Source organism: Secundilactobacillus kimchicus JCM 15530 (assembly GCF_001433995.1).
GTDB lineage: Bacteria > Bacillota > Bacilli > Lactobacillales > Lactobacillaceae > Secundilactobacillus > Secundilactobacillus kimchicus.
In genome coordinates this window covers 327,695-341,335 of the sequence record NZ_AZCX01000001.1, presented here as the reverse complement: position 1 = coordinate 341,335, position 13,641 = coordinate 327,695, and the positions used below count along the sequence as shown (strand labels likewise).

The 13,641-nt window shown below is 47.9% G+C and carries 14 protein-coding genes; 12 read left to right on the top strand and 2 right to left on the bottom strand.

Annotated elements, in window-relative coordinates; all coding sequences use genetic code 11:
* The first annotated feature begins 128 nt into the window (after positions 1 to 128).
* The 8 genes from FC96_RS01720 (at position 129) to FC96_RS01685 (ending at position 6,680) form a co-directional block, all read left to right on the top strand.
* Positions 129 to 437, top strand: a complete 309-nt coding sequence (locus FC96_RS01720) for a hypothetical protein (protein ID WP_056941771.1) — start codon at positions 129 to 131, stop codon at positions 435 to 437.
* Between the two features lie 47 nt (positions 438 to 484).
* On the top strand, positions 485 to 1,117 hold the full coding sequence (locus FC96_RS01715) for a DNA-3-methyladenine glycosylase (RefSeq protein WP_056941770.1): 633 nt from the start codon (positions 485 to 487) through the stop codon (positions 1,115 to 1,117).
* Between the two features lie 9 nt (positions 1,118 to 1,126).
* Complete coding sequence (prmA, locus tag FC96_RS01710; protein WP_056941769.1) at positions 1,127 to 2,086, top strand: 50S ribosomal protein L11 methyltransferase; 960 nt, start codon at positions 1,127 to 1,129, stop codon at positions 2,084 to 2,086.
* Between the two features lies 1 nt (position 2,087).
* Positions 2,088 to 2,834 (top strand): RsmE family RNA methyltransferase, encoded by a 747-nt coding sequence (locus tag FC96_RS01705; RefSeq protein WP_056941768.1) that lies wholly within the window; start codon positions 2,088 to 2,090, stop codon positions 2,832 to 2,834.
* 64 nt (positions 2,835 to 2,898) lie between these two features.
* A complete protein-coding gene (locus FC96_RS01700; protein WP_054659594.1) occupies positions 2,899 to 3,225 on the top strand; it encodes a hypothetical protein in 327 nt (108 codons plus the stop codon).
* Positions 3,226 to 3,247: 22 nt separating this feature from the next.
* A complete protein-coding gene (locus tag FC96_RS01695) occupies positions 3,248 to 5,482 on the top strand; it encodes a RelA/SpoT family protein (protein WP_056941767.1) in 2,235 nt (744 codons plus the stop codon).
* A gap of 15 nt (positions 5,483 to 5,497) precedes the next feature.
* On the top strand, positions 5,498 to 5,944 hold the full coding sequence (dtd, locus tag FC96_RS01690) for a D-aminoacyl-tRNA deacylase (protein WP_056941766.1): 447 nt from the start codon (positions 5,498 to 5,500) through the stop codon (positions 5,942 to 5,944).
* 91 nt (positions 5,945 to 6,035) lie between these two features.
* On the top strand, positions 6,036 to 6,680 hold the full coding sequence (locus FC96_RS01685; protein WP_056941765.1) for an HAD-IA family hydrolase: 645 nt from the start codon (positions 6,036 to 6,038) through the stop codon (positions 6,678 to 6,680).
* Here the strand turns inward: FC96_RS01685 and FC96_RS01680 are convergent.
* Together FC96_RS01680 and FC96_RS01675 are read right to left on the bottom strand one after the other, a co-directional pair.
* Positions 6,677 to 7,516 carry a fructosamine kinase family protein gene (locus FC96_RS01680; RefSeq protein ID WP_056941764.1) on the bottom strand — a complete coding sequence of 280 codons (840 nt, stop codon included), beginning with the start codon at positions 7,514 to 7,516 and terminating at the stop codon, positions 6,677 to 6,679. The two genes, FC96_RS01685 and FC96_RS01680, sit on opposite strands and share 4 nt — an antisense overlap.
* A 22-nt stretch (positions 7,517 to 7,538) precedes the next feature.
* Positions 7,539 to 8,384, bottom strand: a complete 846-nt coding sequence (locus FC96_RS01675) for an N-acetylmuramoyl-L-alanine amidase family protein (RefSeq protein WP_056941890.1) — start codon at positions 8,382 to 8,384, stop codon at positions 7,539 to 7,541.
* A 352-nt stretch (positions 8,385 to 8,736) separates the two neighbouring features.
* On the opposite strand from FC96_RS01675, the gene hisS reads away from it, so the two are divergent.
* From hisS to FC96_RS01655, 4 genes are all read left to right on the top strand, one after another.
* A complete protein-coding gene (gene hisS / locus FC96_RS01670) occupies positions 8,737 to 10,020 on the top strand; it encodes a histidine--tRNA ligase (protein ID WP_056941763.1) in 1,284 nt (427 codons plus the stop codon).
* 13 nt (positions 10,021 to 10,033) lie between these two features.
* Positions 10,034 to 11,821: an aspartate--tRNA ligase gene (gene aspS, locus FC96_RS01665; protein WP_054659592.1), complete on the top strand. Its 1,788-nt coding sequence runs from the start codon at positions 10,034 to 10,036 to the stop codon at positions 11,819 to 11,821.
* 205 nt (positions 11,822 to 12,026) lie between these two features.
* Positions 12,027 to 12,569 (top strand): peptide-methionine (S)-S-oxide reductase MsrA, encoded by a 543-nt coding sequence (gene msrA / locus FC96_RS01660; RefSeq protein WP_054659590.1) that lies wholly within the window; start codon positions 12,027 to 12,029, stop codon positions 12,567 to 12,569.
* A gap of 75 nt (positions 12,570 to 12,644) precedes the next feature.
* Positions 12,645 to 13,520 carry a YitT family protein gene (locus tag FC96_RS01655; RefSeq protein WP_056941762.1) on the top strand — a complete coding sequence of 292 codons (876 nt, stop codon included), beginning with the start codon at positions 12,645 to 12,647 and terminating at the stop codon, positions 13,518 to 13,520.
* Positions 13,521 to 13,641 lie beyond the last annotated feature (121 nt).

The following is a 13,641-nucleotide window of genomic DNA, read 5'->3' as shown; positions in this document are numbered from 1 at the left end:
AGTAAACTATTAAATTTAGAACGGTTCGTAATCGGTTTCTTTTTTCAATCAGGAAAATTGGAATTTTTATGTTATGATATTCTTATTAGAAAGCCACAGCGCTGGGTCATGAAATTAATTGTTGGGAGGTGATACCCGTGCTTAATCGAACAAAACAGTATTTAAAGTCGCGCAATTACCACTATGAAAAGTCGTATATTCGACCATTAATGACACCCGAAAGTGTCTACGTGTTTAAGTTTGGACGCAACGCTTTGAATAATCGGGTTATCATCCGTTACAGTCATACTTGGACTGGTCGGCAACGGATTAACGAGATTGATCTTCGATTGCATAAGCAAAAACACCCGCGGATTTTTAAAACTGAGAGCGACTTGTTAGCGTATCTTGAATCTCACCTACCTCAACGTGAGCAACGAGAAGACGAAAAAGATTAACGCATCCAACTGAGGGTGCGTTTTTTGTTTAAGGAGATCGGTAAACAATGGTGATTAAAACGGATTTCTTTGAATCGGCGCCCACGGCTCAGCTCGCTCAAAAACTGTTAGGTGTCGTTTTAACGGTCACGACAAAAGCGGGACCGTTGCGTGCTGTCATTGTTGAAACTGAGGCCTATGTTGGCCAGCTTGACGCTGCTGACCATGGTTATGGCGGCCGAATAACCCGCAAAAACCGGGCGCTGTTTGCGGCTCCCGGAACCGTTTTTACCTATCAGATGCACCGACAAACCTTGCTCAATTTTGTCACGCAAGCAGTGGGGGATCCGCAAGGAATCTTGATTCGGGCAGTGCAGCCTATTGAAGGCTTGTCGGCAATGACTCAAAATCGGCCTAAAACGGGGCCAGCCTTGACGAACGGTCCTGGAAAATTGACACAAGCGCTCGGGTTAACGATGGTCTTAAATGGGCGGTTATTGCCAGAGACACCGTTAACATTAAGTTGGGATCCAATTTTTCAACCCCGAGAAGTTCAGACGACGTCACGCATTGGTATCGCAAACAAAGGAAGTTGGACAGCCGCGCCACTCCGTTTTTTGGTAGCTGGCAATCCGTTCGTTTCCAAACAACTCAAACGAGACATCGACCTTGACCGCTACGGTTGGCGGTCTAATAATTAGGAGGGCATCATGAATTGGACAGAAATTTCGGTATTAACGACAAGTGAAGCGGTGGAGGCCGTGGCGAACCTATTAATGAATCACGGGGCTTCAGGGGTTCAAATCGACGACGAGAAGGACTACGAAAAGTTACGTGGTCAAGACTGGGAAAGCCAAGGGGAGATTTTGAACGTTGATGAAATTCCTCATATCGATGCTGGGGCGAAGGTCACGGCCTACTTTCCGGAAACGGTGTTCGTATCAGAACTCGTGCCAGAAATTAAAGCTGAAGTGGCCAAGTTACAACAGTTCGGTCTCGAAGTTGGTGAGGGGACTGTGACGGCTGGTGACGTAGCTGAAGCCGATTGGGCGACCGCATGGCAGAAGTATTATCATCCCGTTCACGTGACCCACTTTTTGACGGTTGTTCCGAGTTGGGAAACCTATACGCCAACTCATCAGGATGAACGGCTCGTTGTGCTGGATCCCGGGATGGCCTTTGGAACTGGGACCCATCCGACCACGAAACTGTCGATGCAAGCCCTCGAGATGGTTTTAACAGGTGGAGAAACCATGATCGATGTCGGAACAGGATCTGGCGTTTTAAGCATTACAGCGAAGCTATTAGGAGCAAGTCATGTACGGGCTTATGACGTAGATTCGGTGGCCGTTAATTCCGCTCAGAAAAACTTGGATCTTAACCCGGTAGCAAAGGACGTTGAAGTAGCTGCAAACGACCTCCTCACTGGAATTACAACTGGGGCGCAGGTCATCGTAGCCAATATTTTGAGCGAAATTATTATTCCACTAATCCCGCAAGCTTGGTCGCTTTTACCAGTCCATGGAACGTTTATTACAAGCGGCATCATTGCGGAAAAAGTGGCGATGGTTTTGACTGCGCAAAAAAAGCAGGGATTTCGAATTTTACAAACACTAAAAATGGGCGATTGGTACGCAATCATCGCCCAAAAACCAGGGGAAGACGATTAAGATGCAACGTTACTTTTTACCTGAGACCCTATCTGTGGGGCAACTCATCCAGTTAGATGCCGACACTCAACACCATTGGGTTCAAGTGTTACGGGGAAAGCCAGGAGACCAAGCAGAAGCTGTCGATGCGGCCGAGCAATTGGTTTTGCTGACGCTCACTTCGGCAACGACGGCCGAAGTGAGTCAAGCACTTGAAAACAATGTGGAGCTTCCAATTGAGGTGACCGTTGTCGCCGGGTTACCTAAGCAGGACAAGGCTGAATGGATTGTTCAAAAAGCGACGGAGATGGGGGCTTTTGACGTCGTTTTTTTCGCTGCTGATTGGTCAGTGGCCAAGTGGCCTGCCACGAAGGTCCCTAAGAAATTGGATCGTTTAACAAAGATTGCCAAGGGAGCCGCACAGCAGTCGCATCGGACGCATATTCCAGCAGTGCGCTTCGCCACGAAACTCACTAGCGCCGTTGCTGCCGTCAATGCTGATACGGTGGTCGTGGCCTATGAGGAAGCGGCTAAGAAGGGTGAGGATTCGGCTTTATACAAGCTTTTGACGGGGCCGGATTTCCCCCGCAAACTGGTGGTCGTTTTTGGACCAGAAGGTGGTATTTCGCCAGCTGAAATTGAGCGTTTGCAGGCTGACTTTGGCGCAACCCTGGCTGGCCTTGGGCCCCGAATTTTAAGAACCGAAACTGCGCCCCTCTATTTTTTAGCTGCGGTTTCAACGCTCACCGAATTGCGCCATGGCGAGTAATGGGTGCGATTTAGTTGAATTAATGCTAAAATGATTGCAACATATTTTTGGAGAAGTGACTGTCATGGCAATTATTATGAAGCGGCTTCGATGGCCGTACTGGGTATTTAGTATTGTGGTTGGGGGATTTGGACCAGCATTGTTGGCCCAGTTAAACTTGGATCAGATGATTCGGTTTGGTTTGATTAACACGCTATTGTTTTCGGTGATTGCAGGCCTTATTGGGACCTTGGTGAAGCATCGTCAAGAATCCCCATGGGTGCTATTGGTTTGGCCGGCGGTCTTTTTAGTGGGGGCGTTAATCAGTGGTCCCATTGACACCACCGTTTTTGCATTGATTTACTTGTGTATTTCGTACCTCTCGTACGGGTTCTCAAGAGTAGCTCAGTAACACTTGAAAGGGGAGTGGCTAGATGCCTAAAGAGCACGAATGGACGGCAGAAGATGTTATTGATACCGTTTCTCAGTATATGAATAAAGACCACGTCGCCATCGTGGAACGGGCTTACCGCTTCGCATCGATTGCGCACAAGGATCAGGTTCGTCAATCGGGGGAGCCCTACATTATGCACCCCATCCAAGTGGCGGGGATTTTGGCAAACCTCAAAATGGATCCAGCAACCGTCGCGTCTGGTTTTTTGCACGATATCGTAGAAGATACCGGGGTGACGTCTGATGATATTCGGGAGCTGTTTGGAAAAGATATCGCCTTGATTGTTGCGGGTGTCACAAAGCTCGGGAAAATTAAGTATAAATCTAACAAACAGCAGTTAGCTGAAAATCATCGAAAGTTACTGTTAGCGATGTCTCAAGACATTCGGGTGATGATTGTTAAGCTGGCGGACCGGTTGCATAATATGCGGACCTTACAGCATTTGCGACCAGACAAGCAACGTCGGATTGCGAATGAAACCCTTGAAATCTATGCCCCTTTGGCTGATCGTTTAGGGATTAGTACGATTAAGTGGGAACTTGAAGATATTTCGTTGCGCTATTTAAATCCACAACAATACTACCGGATTGTGCACTTAATGAACTCCCGGCGTGATCAACGAGAAGATTACATTGCTGAGGCCATTGGCGATATTAAAGACGCCATTAGTGACTTAGATATCCAAACGGAAATCTACGGCCGGCCAAAGCATATCTACTCGATTTACCGTAAAATGCGTGATCAACACAAACAGTTTAGTCAAATTTATGACCTATTAGCAATTCGAGTCATTGTGGCCAGCATTAAGGACTGTTATGCCGTTTTGGGGGCTATTCACACCAAGTGGAAACCAATGCCGGGACGGTTTAAAGACTATATTGCCATGCCTAAGCCCAACATGTACCAATCCTTGCATACTACGGTGATTGGTCCTGAAGGTAAGCCATTGGAAGTTCAGATTAGAACCTTCGAAATGCACCGAGTGGCTGAATATGGGGTCGCCGCGCACTGGGCGTACAAGGAAGGTGTGACTGATAAGGTCGAAGCTTCCGATTCTGGCAATAAGTTAAACTGGTTCAAACAACTGATCGAAATTCAGGAGGAAACCGATGACGCGGCCGACTTTATGGATAGCGTGAAGGGTGAATTGTTCGGTGACCACGTCTATGCGTTTACGCCGAAGGGTGATGTTTTTGAGTTACCTAAGGGGGCTGGTCCGTTAGATATGGCTTATACGATTCACACCGAAATCGGGAACCATACAACAGGGGCCACTGTAAATGGAAAAATTGTGCCGCTGGACTACGAGGTTAAAAACGGCGACATCGTGGATATCAAGACGTCGGCTAACTCAGCCGGACCTAATCGAGACTGGTTGAAGCTAGTGTCGACGCGGCGGGCTCGTAACAAGATCAAACAATTTTTCCGGCAAAAAGACCGGGAGGAAAATATCGAAGAGGGCCGCAGCATTATTGAACGGCAACTTCGAGAATTTAAGTTTGACCCGAAGCCGTTGATGGGCAAGGACCAGCTGCAAAAAGTCGCGGATAAGATGCACTACCAACACATTGATGACTTGTTTGCCGCAGTTGGGTTTGGTGACCTCCAACCAGTTGGGGTCGTGAACCGACTCACGGATGACGTGCGTCATGAGCGTGAAGAACAGCGGCAGCGGCAAGAGGAAAAAGAACTGCTGGAGGATCATCAGTCAATTTCCAAAACGCCGGAAACAAGTAATAGTCGCAAGAAGAAACAAAAGGCCTCCGAAGGCGTTATCATTGAGGGGGTTGACAACCTGTTAGTGCGTTTAAGTCACTGTTGTTCGCCAATTCCTGGTGATCAAATTGTGGGCTACATCACCAAAGGACGCGGGGTGTCCGTTCACCGCAGCAACTGCCCAAATGTGGCTCATGCGGAAGCAAACGGGGAACGGCTAATTGACGTCCGTTGGGAAAATCCTAATGATACAACAGCTTCTTACAATGCGGACTTGGAAGTTCAAGGCTATAATCGAAACGGCTTGTTGAACGAAGTGCTGCGGGTGGTGAATAACGCCACCAAGCAACTCAACATGGTCAACGGCCGAGTCGATCATAATAAGATGGTGACGATCTCGATTTCACTTGGGACCCGAAACGCCGCCCAACTTGAACGAATTGAAGCAAACTTAAAAAATATTCAGGATGTTTACGTGGTCAAACGGCCATTTCATTAGAGAGGGGTTAGTGTATTGCGAATCGTATTACAGCGTGTTCGATCTGCAGCCGTTACAATTGACGGTCAAGCGGTGGGCGCTATTCAACAAGGGTTCATGCTGCTTGTCGCTGCTCAGGATAGTGACGGTGATGCTGAGGTGGACTACCTTGTTCGCAAAATAAGTAAGCTACGGGTTTTTAGTGATGCTGACGGTAAAATGAACCTGTCAATCCAAGACGTTCAGGGGAGTATTTTATCCGTTTCGCAGTTTACGTTGTATGCGGATACGAGAAAGGGCAATCGGCCTGGATTTGGCAGTGCTGGCGAGCCCACTCACGCCAAGACAATTTACGAGCAATTTAACGCTAAGTTAGCCGCTCTTGGAATCCCAGTGGAAACCGGTGAATTTGGGGCGGATATGCTAGTTCAACTCGAAAATGACGGACCAGTGACGATTATTTTTGATACTGATCAAAAATAAAACGGCTGGCGTTCAATTGATTTAACGACAACGATGGGCTCAACGAGTCGATCGTTGTTCTTGTTTACAATCAGTTTTAAAGGAGATTCAAATGACAATTCACACGTTAATTTGGGATTTTGATGGGACCTTGTTTGACACTTATCCGTTCATGGTGGCGGCGTTTAAGCAAGCGCTTAATCAACTAGGAATCGATGATATTGAAATCGACGACCAAGAAATTTACGAAACCATGCGCCAGCATGCGTTAGGCACGGCGTTGCAACAGTTTAGTGCGGAGTTCGGACTCAGTCGCGACCAATTGAATGATCGGTACCGCCAAATCGAACCTACCTTGATTGGCGAAGCCAAGCCGTTTGACGGGGTCTCACACCTATTGAATCGGCATTTAGCCAATGGAGGTCGGCATTTTCTGTTGACTCATCGCAATCAAAGCGCCCTGACGTTGCTAGCTGACAATGGTCTAGCGACCGCTTTTTCAGGGACGGTAACAGGTGATTCACCCTATCCGCGTAAACCGGATCCAGCTGCTCTTAACGCCTTGATTGAAACCTACGCCATTGATCGCACGACTGCTGTGATGGTGGGTGATCGCACGCTAGATATTGAGGCCGGCCATAATGCGGGCATTCGTGGGGCTTTGTTTGATCCCGGGCGGCTCATTAACGACAAAAACAGCCATCCTGAGTTTCTTGCAACTCAGATGGCTGAACTTGAAGCGGCATTATTTGATTAATTGGCCATTAAAATCCGGTCGACAGCCCCGCCGTATGATTCTCCGAAAAGGTTAAGGTGCGCCATGAGATAGTAGAGTTGATACCATGGCAAGCGGTCCTCATAGCCAGCCGGCAACGGGTACTGCTGTTGATAAGCAGTGTAAAAGTCACGGCTAAAGCCACCAAAGACCGTGGTGACTGCAATATCAAATTCGCGGTCACCGTAAAAAACGTCGGGATCAATTAACGCGGGCTCGCCAGTTTTGGTGAACATGTAGTTTCCAGCCCATAAATCGCCGTGAAGTAAGCTTGGCACACTTGGATGGTCCTGGTAGTAAGCCAGGATCTTTTTTGTGAGTTGGTCCAGATGTTGCTGACGGGAGGCCGACCAAAGCCCGGATTGACTGGCCCTTTTTGCTAACACATTGAGCCGTTGATTAACAAAGAAGTCGCCCCAGTTTGTTTGCCAGGTGTTGTATTTGGGTAGTTTTCCAGTCAAGACGTCGTGGTCAAACCCAAATTGGTCATTATGGACAGCGTGCATCGTTGCTACGAGGCGGCCGAGATCAGCCTGCTGGCCTTGGCCGCTATCCAACCATTCAAGAATGAGGTAAGCATCACCGGCGATGTCACCGGTCGCAATGACTTGTGGCACCCGAGCAACTTGGCCAATCAGGTTTAATCCCTCGACTTCATGCGCGTAAAACGATTGTGGGGTGTCGGGTTGAACCAGTAGGAAGTAGGGCCCATCACGAGTGACCACGCGAAATGCCTGGTTGATGTCGCCTCCCGAAACGGGTTGGACGGCTGAGATTCCTGACAGTGGCAATTGCGCCAAAAATTCATCAGACAGCATAAACATCGACCTTTCTTAATTGTTAGTCTTTGAAGTAGCTTGCTAATCCCTTGGTGACGCGGTCAGCGACCGCTTGCTGGTAACTGGGGGTCTTAATGAGCTTAAAGTTACTGTCAGTGTTAATATAACCCATTTCGAGCAAAACTGCAGGCCGTAGGTTGTCTCGGATGACCTCATAGTTCCCCACGGCAACGCCGCGATTGGGTAATGGCAGGCCGTCGAGCGCTCGGTTTAAGGTTTGCGCCAGACTCAATGATGTGGTCTTATGATAGTAATAAGTGGTAAAACCAGTCGCTGAATTATTGGTTGGACTAGAGTCAAAGTGAAAACTGATAAAGGCGTCGGCGTGATTATCCGTCGCTAGTTCAGGTCGGGCGCCCAGTGAAACGGTCTGATCTCCCGTTCTGGTCATCAAAACGTGGGCCCCTTTTTTTTGCAAGGCCTGTTGGACCTTTTTGGCTAGGGCCAGGGTCTCGGTTTTTTCTTGATGTTGCTGATCACTTGTTAGCGCACCAGAGTCACTACCGCCATGTCCTGGGTCTAAGACGATGGTGGCTTCAGAAAGGTTGGTAGCAGTTTTAAGGTGGCTCGTCGTGTTGACGAGCCAGCTGGCCACCCAGCCAAAGTGGTGATCTGAATAGCGGACCCGGTACCAGTTGTCCTTCCGGTTCACGACGTAAATGACGTCGCCTTTCTTGAGCTCGGTTGTGGTGCGATAGGAAAGACCGGGGCCAGTTCGAACGTTGACCTGGTTGGTTGGCACGACTAACCGACTGGTTCGAACGCTCGTGACGATGACGGCGATGGCAGCGAGCAAGATGGTGACGGTTAGGATGATAGCAACCCGGTGAGTTTTAAGATAGTCAATCAATGTGGCGTCCTCTTTCAAACAATTTTCATTTAATTATAGGCTATTTTAAGTGAATTTAAAATGAAGATTGACTTGACTTTTGGCAGGCGGGTCGGTAATGTTGATTGTAGTTAAATAACTAACACCGATGAGAAAGACAGCTCTTGATGTGACGACTTTCAGAAAGCGAGCGGGAAATGCGAGTTCGTAGCAGGGCACGTTGAGGGGACACTTTTGAGGTGAATAATGAAAATTATTCGCGACCAACGTTATGGATGAGAAAATTTAAGGTGGTACCGTGCTATGCACCCTTGTGAAAACAAGGGTGTTTTTTTATTTCCATAACTAAAACTGTGAAGGGAGCACTGATATGCGTTATCAAAGACCAAAGGGAACCGCAGATATTTTGCCGGGTGAATCCGAACGCTGGGCCTACGTTGAAAATGTGGCGCGCCGCGTTTTTGCCAAGTATCGTTTCGATGAAATTCGGACCCCAATGTTTGAAAGCTTCGATGTTTTCTCAAGAACGTCGGGGGAAACGTCGGACGTTGTCACCAAGGAAATGTATGACTTTATGGACAAGGGGGACCGGCACCTTTCTTTACGACCAGAAGGGACGGCTGGTGTTGTTCGGGCGTTTGTTGAAAATAAATTGTACGGCCCAGATGTGCCTAAGCCGGTTAAAGTCTATTATATGGGACCCATGTTCCGATACGAACGGCCCCAATCTGGACGGATGCGTGAATTTCACCAAATTGGTGTCGAGGCCTTTGGCTCAAACGAGCCGGCGATTGACGTGGAAACCATTGCGATGGGAATGGACCTACTGACCCAGTTGGGGATTGAAAATGTGCGGCTAGCCGTCAATACGCTGGGCGATCAAGAAACGCGAGAGACGTTCCGGCAGGCTTTGATTGACTATTTGGAACCGCACTTTGATGAACTGAGTGAGGATTCGAAGTTGCGTTTGCATAAGAACCCACTGCGAGTATTGGATAGCAAGGATGAAACCGATCAAAAGATCGTAGCGGATGCCCCGTCAATTTTGGATTATTTAACGGATGAGGCTAAGGCTCACTTTGATCAAGTTAAAGCCCTGTTAGATGCGTTGGACATCGATTACGTTGTGGATGCCACGATGGTGCGGGGACTGGATTACTACAACCACACGATCTTTGAGTTTATGGTGAACAATAAAGCACTTGGTCACGGCTACACGACCATTTGTGCTGGTGGGCGCTACAACGGGTTAGTTGAAGAGCTCGGTGGACCTGACATGGCCGGGGTTGGATTTGCGCTTGGTGTTGAGCGGTTATTGTTGCTAATGGCAGCTTCCAATGTCGAATTCCCAGCAGCGCATCACTTGGAGGCTTACGTCGTTGGGATTGGTGAGGGAACCGATGCAGCCACGTTGAAAGTGGTGTCGAAGTTGCGCAGCCAAGATGTGGTTGCGGACCGTGACTATTTGAATCGAAAGCCCAAGGCGCAGTTCAAGACGGCTGATAAGTTCAACGCGCGCTACACCCTGACCATTGGTCAAACGGAACTTGAGAATAAAACCATTAACGTGAAGGACATGGCATCTGGAAACGAAGTGACGGTTCCGGTTGAATCGGTTGAAAAAGATTTTAACGCCGTGTTAGAGACATTATAGGAGGAATTGACGAATGAAACGGACAACATACGCCGGCTTGGTCGATGAACAGTTTCTCGACCAAGACGTTGTTTTAAAGGGTTGGGTTCAAAAACGCCGCGACTTAGGTGGGCTAATTTTTATTGATTTACGAGACCGGGAAGGCATTGTTCAACTGGTCTTCAGCGAAGAATTCGATAAAGCAGCGCTCGCAGTTGCCGACCAGCTTCGTAACGAATACGTCATCGAAGTGAAAGGTCACGTCGTGGCGCGTGCAGACCGGGAAGTCAACGATAAGATGCGGACCGGGAAAATCGAAGTCCGGGTGACTGACATCAATCTATTGAACGAGGCCAAAAATCCGCCATTTTACATTCAAGATGGCATTAACGTTTCCGACGAACTGCGGTTGAAGTATCGGTACTTAGACCTTCGTCGTCCTGAGATGCAACGGGCAATGAAAATCCGCAACCGAATCACGCAGGCGACTCATAGTTACTTTGATGAGCAAGGATTTATTGATATTGAAACGCCTGATTTAACGAAGTCAACGCCGGAAGGGGCCCGGGACTACTTAGTCCCATCACGGGTTTATCCGGGTCACTTTTATGCGTTACCACAATCCCCACAATTGTTTAAGCAGTTATTGATGGGGGCTGGGTTTGACCGGTACTACCAAATTGCCCGGTGTTTCCGGGATGAAGATTTACGGGGCGACCGGCAACCAGAGTTTACCCAAATTGATATGGAAACCTCATTTTTAGACGCTGAAGAAATTCAGGATCTAACGGAAGGCCTCATTGCCCGCGTCATGAAAGATACGTTGGACATTGACGTTAAATTACCGTTTGACCGGTTGGACTGGGATGAATCAATGGCTCGGTTTGGGACGGATCAACCTGATGTTCGGTTTGGGATGGAATTGAAAGACCTTGGGGACCTTGTTAAGGACCTTGGGTTCAACCTGTTTAGCAATGTCTTGGCAGATGGCGGTCAAGTTAAAGCCATTGCGGTTCCTGATGGTGCTGACAAGTATTCCCGGAAGGACATTGATAAGTTCGTTGAACACATCGAACGCTTCGGCGCCAAGGGATTACCGTGGTTGAAAGTGACCGATGATAGTTTCACTGGTCCAATTGCGAAGTTCTTTAAAGACGATGCAGACCTCTATCAGGCCATTTTGGACCGGACTGGAGCAAAGGCCGGTGACATGTTGCTGTTTGCTTGTGACTCAAGCCGGGTCGTTGCCCAGACACTCGACTACTTGCGTCGGACAATTGCAACGGAATTAGGGTTGATCGATGAGAACCAATTTGCGTTCTTATGGGTTGTTAACTGGCCATTATTTGACTACGACGTTGATTTGAAGCGTTGGGTACCAGCGCACCACCCGTTCACAATGCCAAAAGCTGGCGACGAACACTACTTGAACGAGGGTGAAGATCCGCATCAAGCCTATGCGCAAAGTTATGACATCATCTTAAATGGTCTTGAATTGGGCGGTGGTTCAATCCGGATTCATACCCGTGACTTACAAATGAAGATGTTGAAAGCCTTAGGGTTCACGAAAGAACGGGCCGAAAATCAATTTGGTTACCTGTTAGATGCTCTAGACTATGGCTTCCCGCCTCATGGTGGGCTGGCAATTGGTCTCGATCGGTTTGCTCGCTTATTAGCGAAGCGCGGCAACATTCGTGATGTGATTGCCTTTCCAAAGAACTCGAAGGCGGTTGAACCGCTGACGAGTGCGCCAACGACGGTTTCAGATAAGCAATTGCAGGATCTTAACTTATTTGTCACCCAACCCGATGATGAGAAATAACGCGGCCGCAAAAGGACGTTTTATTGATTAAAATGATTTAAGAGAAATTCCGGCAAAAACGGGCCAATTGACCCGTTTCTTGCCGGAATTTTTTTGACGCTCAAAGGTGAAGTCGGCAATCTAAGCGGGGCGATGCTAACAGTGTAACTTGTTTATACCGGGTGGTTGCGGTATGATAACAGCATTAAATTCGGGAGTGATAATTATGAGTGACACGTTTGATACGGCTATTTTTGCCGGTGGTTGTTTTTGGTGCATGGTCAAACCCTTTGACACACTACCCGGGATTGAAAAGGTGATTTCCGGTTATACGGGGGGATTTGTCGAAAATCCTACTTATGAGCAAGTCAAAAATCACGAAACGGGGCATACTGAAGCGGTTAAGATTATTTACGATCCAACGGTCATTAGTTACGACCAACTGGTTCAGATTTACTGGCAGCAAACTGACCCGACGGATGCAATGGGTCAGTTTCAAGATCGTGGTGATAACTACCGACCAGTGATTTTTGTTAAAAATGAGGAACAGCGTCGAATTGCCACTGCTTCACGGGAAAAGTTAGCGGCCAGTCCGCTCTTCACGGATCCCATTGTGACCCAAATTGAGCCGGTAAAGCCCTTTTATGAGGCTGAAGCGCGCCATCAGGACTTTTATAAAAAGAACCCGGAGCGGTTTGCGAAAGAAGAGGCGCAAGGTCGCGAAGCCTTCGTTAGGGATCACTGGCAATCAACAACCGACAACGCTTAAAAGACCGTTCATTCACGCAGAAATGTGGTAAGATTAATGGCGTGAATTCCACAAACGAAAGGTTGAGCAATACAAATGGACGATGTGCAGCGCCTTATGAAGCGCCACCAGTCAATTGGAAAATTATCGACGGCTTTTTTGTACGCCGTGTTAGTTTCCATTGCGATGAATTTTTTTTGGTCCCCCGGTCATATCTACTCGTCAGGCATTACGGGGTTGGCCCAGTTAGTCAATACGTTAACAATTCGAAATAGTCCAGTTGTGATTTCAACAGCGTTGGGGCTCTTTTTGCTCAACGTTCCGTTGTTTGTGTTGGCTTGGCGCCAAATTAGTCATCAGTTTACCGTTTACACGGTAGCCTCGGTTTTATTGGCTAGTATTATGATTCGGGTTTTGAATCCCGTTCACTTGACTACCGACCCGATTATTTGTGCGATTTTCGGGGGTGCCGTTAACGGATTCGGTACTGGTATGGCCTTAAAAAATGGCATTTCAACCGGTGGATTAGACATCTTGGGGATTGTCATTCGGCGCCGCACGGGTCGCTCAATTGGGTCCATTAATATTTTCTTCAATTCGTTCATCATCATTGCCGCCGGGTTTGCTTATGGTTGGCCGTACGCGTTTTACTCAGCTTTAGGGTTGTTTGTTAACGCCCGGGTGATGGACATGACTTACACGCGCCAACAGCGGATGCAGGTGATGATCATCACGGGCCGACCTAAGACGGTGATTGATTCGGTTCAAAACCACATTAGGCGCGGAATTACCATTGTTCATGATGCTGAAGGAGCCTACCATCATGATAATAAAACGATCTTATTCACGGTGATCTCACGCTACGAAATGAACGATTTGGAAGAGGCCATGGACGAGGCTGATCCAAGTGCTTTTGTGAGTATCTCAGACACCGTTAAAATTCTGGGTCACTTTTACGAGCCTAAACTATGATTTAGCAATGATCAATGGTTGCAAACAGCCCTTAATGGCCGCGCCGGAGCGTTTTAGATGCCCGTCGCGGCTTTAATATTGCTTGTCTTGAACACTTAATTATTAAAAGCTGGTAAGGGCG